Origin of the sequence: Actinoplanes sp. NPDC048791, assembly GCF_040650095.1 — a bacterium.
Taxonomy (GTDB): Bacteria; Actinomycetota; Actinomycetes; order Mycobacteriales; family Micromonosporaceae; genus Actinoplanes.
Genome location: NZ_JBEZGQ010000497.1, coordinates 1 through 5,516 on the forward strand (window position 1 = coordinate 1; position 5,516 = coordinate 5,516).

The following is a 5,516-nucleotide window of genomic DNA, read 5'->3' on the forward strand; positions in this document are numbered from 1 at the left end:
GACCCGCGACGTCGACCTGCTGATCCTCGACGAGCCGACCGCGGTGCTCACTCCGCAGGAGACCGGCGAGCTGCTGGCCGTCATGCTCTGAAGATCGGTGGCAAAGCTCCTCCAGTGCTGGATGTCGGTTCGGTGCTCGTCCCACCGTCGCCCGCGAAACTGAAGCAGGCCTGAATCGGCGGCCGTCTTCAGCTGTTCTTCAGCTCGCTGCTCGATCACGCACAGACGCGCTGCGGATACTTCGGAGGGCTGTGGGCCAGGCTCGGGAACGCCCCGGACACGTCCAGTGGGCGATTCGGAATCTTTGTGAGTTTTCCGGGACGCATAGGCCGCTGACCGTTCGCACCCCCACCTTGGCGGACCGGTCGGTTTCCGCTGGCCACGCGGCCCTGCACCGCCCGCACCAGACCCCACCCCCACCCACCCTCTTGGCCAAATGCCAACAGCCGGTGAGGGCACCCGCACCCGCCGCGACCAAGACCCGCTTCCGGTGAGCCGATGGCGGACTCCGCGTCTGTCGTCCGCACCGGCTTGCTGAGTATTATTCGCGTGCCCCCGAGTACATATCGGTGTCTATGCATGAAAGTCGCGCCCCCTCGTGGCTTGGACCCGGAGGAATCTCTTGCAACTGCGCCTCGCTGCCGGCCGGCCCCTCGGGCTTCCGGAAATTTTCCCGTTCGCTTTGATCCCGGCCGGTGTTCCGAGCCGTATGACAGGCGACGGGGAAAGCACCGGCTGGAGGATTCGATGCATGCGTTGGTCATGGAGCGGCTCACGCCGGACAGGGTGTGCGCGATGACGCAGCAGCGGTCCGGTGGTAGGTGGCAGGCTCTCGACGGAGGCCGTGGTGCGGACAATGATGATGCCGTGATTCCACGACAGGCCCGGCACGGGGCTGCGTCGGAGACGGCGAGCCACGAGGACACGCTTGTCCGCATGCTCTACGAGGAGCACGCGGGTCCCCTGCTGATGTTCGTGCTGCGGCTCACCGGCGGCGACCGGCAGCGGGCCGAGGACATCGTGCAGGAGACGCTCCTGCGGGCCTGGCGCAACGCGCACCGGCTCGGTGCCCAGGGCCAGCAGTCGTTGCGTCCGTGGCTGGTCACCGTCGCCCGGCGCATCGCCATCGACGATCACCGCAGCGTGAGCGCCCGGCCACCGGAGACGTACGACCGGGAGCTGGAGAGTTTCCCCAGCACCGCCGACGACACCGACCGCGTGTTGCAGCTCATGACCGTGACCGACGCGCTCCGTACGCTCAGCCAGTCGCACCGTGAGATCCTGGTCGAGACGTACTTCCGCGGCAAGACTGTTCCGGAGGCGGCCGAGGTTCTCGGCCTGCCGCTGGGCACTGCCAAGTCTCGTGTGTACTACGCCCTGCGGGCCCTGCGTACGGCCTTGCAGCAGCGGGGGGTGACGGAATGACACAGGAACAACACTTCGACGTCGCGTCGTACGCGCTGGGCGTGCTCGACGAGCGTGACGCCTCCCGCTTCGAGGATCACCTGATCGACTGCCCGGCCTGCGCCATCGAGCTCGAGTCGCTGCTGCCGGTCGTGGACATCCTCTCGGACGTGGACGCGGACGCCCTGGTGGCGACCGAGCAGTCGCGCCGGGACGGCCTGATGCTCAAGACGATGATCGGTGAGGTGAAGCGGGAGCGTCGCCGGGCCAACAGCCGGCGGCTCTACTCGCTGGCCGCGGCGGTCGTGGTCTTCGCGATGCTCTCCATCGGCGCCCTCTTCGCCGGTGGTCAGTGGCTCGGCAACTCCGACCCGCAGAACCCGAACCAGCAGGCCCGGTCGAGCAAGCAGCTCGATCCGCTGCCGGCCGCCGAGGGCGGCACCGGTATCGGCGGTCCGGACCTGGTCGGCGAGCGGATCGGCGGCACGGATCCGCGCAGCGGGGTCAGCGCCGACGTGGGCCTGGAGGCCAAGGACTGGGGCACCCAGGTGTCGTTCGCGGTCTCCAACATCAAGGGTCCGCTGACCTGCCGGCTCGTCGTGGTCCGCCGGGACGGCGCCTCGGAGGTCCTCTCGTCCTGGAAGGTCGGCGACAAGGGCTGGGGCACGGCCGCGCAGCCCGAGCCGCTGCTGCTGCAGGCCGTCACGGCGCTGCCGCGGGCGGACATCGCCTTCCTGCAGATCCAGTCGGTGGACGACAAGGGCGGCACGGAGACCCTGGTTCGCGTTCCCTGATCTGAGACAGAACTACGAAGCCCGGCCGCGTCAGCGGCCGGGCTTCGCTGTTTCCTGCGCCGGCGAAGGCCCAGCGCAAATGAATGGGCAATTACTGATTGCTAATCGGCCCGGCACGCTGTGCGACAAAGGCGCAGGTGGGCCACTCAATCACGTACCGCGCCGGCGTTCGGTTCAATCCAAATTCAGAGAAATTGATTGGCCCGATTCTTCAACCGCCGGCGGCGCCGGCGCGTACTACAGCCCGAACACGGAGATCGACGATCCCAGTTGGAGGGCACCAGTGGTACCGGAGAAGCGGAAGTTGAAGGTCGTCGGCGCCTCTATCGCGGCGGCGTTCGTGCTGACCGGTTGCGCCCCGGCGGGACTGGACAACGCCAGCGACTACGGCGCGGAGCCGGCGGCGAACGCTGTCGACGCGACCGCCACCCCGAACCCCACCGCGGAGCCGGACGGCGACGCCCCCGAGGGTGACGAGGCCGACGCCCCGGAGCTCAGCGAGGACGAGGTCACCTCCGAGCTGACCGCGGCCAAGGTCAAGCGGATGGGCGAGACGGTCCAGAACGAGGACGGCTTCGTGCTGTACCGCTTCGACGACGACAAGGTGAAGCCCGAGGTCGTCTCCGAGTGCAACGGTGACTGCGCCAAGGTGTGGCCGCCCGCGGTCATCAACAAGGGCGAGAAGCCCAAGCTGAAGGGCGTCGACGCGGACAAGGTCGGCACCGTCGCCCGCGAGGACGGCACGCTCCAGCTGACCATCGACAAGTGGCCGGTGTACACCTACATCGGCGACAAGAAGGCCGGTCAGTGGAAGGGCCAGAACGTCGGCAAGAAGTGGTTCGTCATCACTCCCGAAGGCAAGAAGAACCTGACCTGCCTCCCGGCCCCGTCCAAGGCTGTCGCACCGCCCGCGGACGAAAAGGAAGAGGGCGGCAGCGACTCCTCCGGTGACGCCGGCAGCGCGGAGTCAGGCTCCGACTACAGCTACTGATCGACCTGTACGGGTGACGGCCGGTCGACGTCCACGGCGTCGGCCGGCTACCACCACGAACGACCGGAACCGCTATAAGTCTTCGTTAAATCGGGCCTAAATACATCGCATTGGCGGGCCCGCCAGGAAACGCTTCTCATAGCGTTTCGCTCGACCGGCCGACAGGCCACCGGAATTGTTTACCCGAATCGTTGTCGGAGGTGTGAAAGATGATTGCCGCTCGCTCCTCGCGCCGGCTGCACCGCTGGCTGGTGGGCGTCTTGGCAATGGTCCTGACGGTCCTGCTCGCGCCGGCCGGAATGGCCCGTGCCGCGGACGCCACCCCGGTCCCGATCCCGCCGGAGAACAGTCCTTCCGGCAAGGGCAGCAGCGCCAGCGCCGCCGACCGTGACTTCGTCATCAAGGTCCGCCTGGCAGGCCTGTGGGAGATCCCGGCGGGCAACATGGCCGTGGAGAAGTCCGAGAACCCGGAGATCGTCAAGATCGGCCGCTCCATCTCGCAACAGCATGTCGTGCTGGACAAGCTCGACATCGCGGTCGCCAAGAAGCTGGGCATCGCACTGCCGAACCAGCCGAACAGCGACCAGCAGGGCTGGCTCAACGAGATGAAGAACGCGCCGTCGGCGGAGGTTTTCGACCAGGTCTACATCGACCGGCTGCGCGCCGCGCACGGCAAGATCTTCCCCGCCATCGCCACCATCCGGGCCAGCACGCGCAACGACGCGGTCCGCAAACTGGCGCAGCAGGCCAACCAGTTCGTGATGACCCACATGACCCTGCTGGAAAGCAGCGGCATCGTCGACTACGGCTCGCTGCCGACCGCCCCGGCCCCGGCCGCGGCCGGTGGTGGCCCGGTGCCGGTCGACAACCAGATGCTCGCCGCGGCGGGCGCCGGCGGTGTACCGGGCGTGAACACCTCGGTCATCCTCCTCGTTCTCGCCGGTGCCCTCGTGGCCGGTGTGATCACCACCATGCGCATCTTCCGGACGCGATAGCCCGCGGACGGTCCGACCTGGCCAGCCGACCAGGCCGTACGGCATCACCCCCAGGCGGCTGCTCCACCGCCCGCCACGTGTGCGACAGAGAAAGGTGTCACCATGCGAAGGTCGCAGTACCGGCGCGAATCCTCGAAATCAAAGTGGTTCACCGGTCGGCGCCGGATCATCGCCGCGGTAGCCACCCTGGTTGCCTTCGGCGGCATTGTCACCGTCACGCAGGTCTCGGACGCGAGCACGAAGCGTTCCACCCAGCGTGCTCTGGCCGCCTGTAACAACATCCAGGCCCCGAAGTCGGCGAAGTTGTCGACCAAGACCAAGAAGGGCACCTACACCACCAACGGTGGCAAGGTGACCCAGCACGCGGACGACGGCGCCGGCGACGTGCCGACGACCGCGCAGATGCGCGCCCGCTGCCGGCAGTGGGTCATGCAGAACGCCGGTAACAACAGCGGCGGCGGCAACAACAACGGCGGTAACAACAACGGCGGCGCCGCGTCCCCGGCCCCCTCGGCCAGCAACGGCACCAACGCCGGCGAGGGCGGCAACACCGGTGGCAACAACAACGGTGGCAACAACGGCGGTAACAACGGCGGCAACAACAACGGTGGCAACAACGGCGGCGGCGCCGCGACCCCGCCCCCGGGCGCCGGTCTGGGCATCCTGGTCAACAGCTGTGAGGGCAGCCAGCTGACCGCGCACGACGGCTTCCAGAACGGCAACCGTTGCGTCTCCACCGAGTTCGGTGAGGTCGGCGCGCAGGAGAACAACCCGTCGCTGCTGATCACCGAGGCGCCCACCGAGGTCGCCCCGAACACGCCGTTCACCCTCAAGGTGAGCACCCGCAACCTGATCCGGGACCGCTTCCTCGCGGCCGGCCAGGGTGGGTACTACGTGGAGAGCTCGGTCCTGCAGGGCGGCATCGTCCGGGGTCACTTCCACACCGCGTGCCGCATGCTGGCCAGCACCAACGAGGCTCCCGACCCGGCTCCGGTCCCCGCGTTCTTCGTGGCGACCGAGGACAAGCAGGGTGGCCGCGCCCCCGACACCGTGACCATCCAGGTCGCCGGGCTGCCTACCGAGGGCGATGCACAGTGCGCCTCGTGGGCCGGTGACGGTTCGCACCGCATCCCGATGATGCAGCGCGCCAACCAGACCCCCGCCTTCGACGCGGTGCGCATCCGGGTCGGCGGCGGCGGCGGTAACCAGGACCAGGGCGACCAGGGCCAGGGTGACCAGAACCAGGGCGGCGACCAGAACCAGGGTGGCCAGCAGGGCGGTCAGCAGGACCAGGGTCCGCTTGTACTGCTCCAGCGCCCGGGGGAAGCTCGC

Annotated in this window: 5 protein-coding genes; all 5 read left to right on the forward strand. The window is 68.1% G+C overall.

Translation table 11 applies throughout. The features are described 5' to 3' along the window. Positions 1 to 747 precede the first annotated feature (747 nt). Positions 748 to 1,425 carry a sigma-70 family RNA polymerase sigma factor gene (locus AB0C29_RS29085; protein ID WP_212987627.1) on the forward strand — a complete coding sequence of 226 codons (678 nt, stop codon included), beginning with the start codon at positions 748 to 750 and terminating at the stop codon, positions 1,423 to 1,425. After that, complete coding sequence (locus AB0C29_RS29090; protein WP_360549466.1) at positions 1,422 to 2,198, forward strand: zf-HC2 domain-containing protein; 777 nt, start codon at positions 1,422 to 1,424, stop codon at positions 2,196 to 2,198. The genes AB0C29_RS29085 and AB0C29_RS29090 overlap by 4 nt, the downstream gene beginning before the upstream one ends. A 304-nt stretch (positions 2,199 to 2,502) precedes the next feature. Beyond that, positions 2,503 to 3,189, forward strand: coding sequence for a hypothetical protein (locus AB0C29_RS29095; RefSeq protein WP_360826564.1), 687 nt, complete (start codon positions 2,503 to 2,505; stop codon positions 3,187 to 3,189). 209 nt (positions 3,190 to 3,398) lie between these two features. Further along, entirely contained in the window at positions 3,399 to 4,184 is a 786-nt protein-coding gene (locus AB0C29_RS29100) for a DUF4142 domain-containing protein (protein WP_360826567.1), read from the forward strand. A 102-nt stretch (positions 4,185 to 4,286) separates the two neighbouring features. After that, the coding region (locus AB0C29_RS29105) for a hypothetical protein (RefSeq protein ID WP_360826570.1) at positions 4,287 to 5,516 on the forward strand (1,230 nt) is incomplete at its 3' end.

Excerpts from the sequence above, each read along its gene's own strand:
- AB0C29_RS29085 (WP_212987627.1), top strand. The coding sequence starts at position 748 with ATGCATGCGTTGGTCATGGAGCGGCTCACGCCGGACAGGGTGTGCGCG.
- AB0C29_RS29090 (WP_360549466.1), top strand. The coding sequence starts at position 1,422 with ATGACACAGGAACAACACTTCGACGTCGCGTCGTACGCGCTGGGCGTG.
- AB0C29_RS29100 (WP_360826567.1), top strand. The coding sequence starts at position 3,399 with ATGATTGCCGCTCGCTCCTCGCGCCGGCTGCACCGCTGGCTGGTGGGC.